This window comes from Janthinobacterium rivuli, assembly GCF_009208735.1.
GTDB lineage: Bacteria > Pseudomonadota > Gammaproteobacteria > Burkholderiales > Burkholderiaceae_D > Janthinobacterium.
Map to the genome: position 1 here is coordinate 1 of NZ_WFLJ01000097.1, position 256 is coordinate 256.

At 52.0% G+C, this 256-nt stretch carries 1 rRNA gene; it reads right to left on the reverse strand.

Going from position 1 to position 256, the window contains the following annotated elements:
- Nucleotides 1-256, reverse strand: a 16S ribosomal RNA gene (locus GCN78_RS29095); the annotation flags it as partial.

Below are 256 nucleotides of genomic sequence, written 5' to 3' on the forward strand. Positions count from 1 at the left end.
TTTCGTAGCAACTAATGACAAGGGTTGCGCTCGTTGCGGGACTTAACCCAACATCTCACGACACGAGCTGACGACAGCCATGCAGCACCTGTGTACTGGTTCTCTTTCGAGCACTCCCCAATCTCTCGGGGATTCCAGCCATGTCAAGGGTAGGTAAGGTTTTTCGCGTTGCATCGAATTAATCCACATCATCCACCGCTTGTGCGGGTCCCCGTCAATTCCTTTGAGTTTTAATCTTGCGACCGTACTCCCCAGG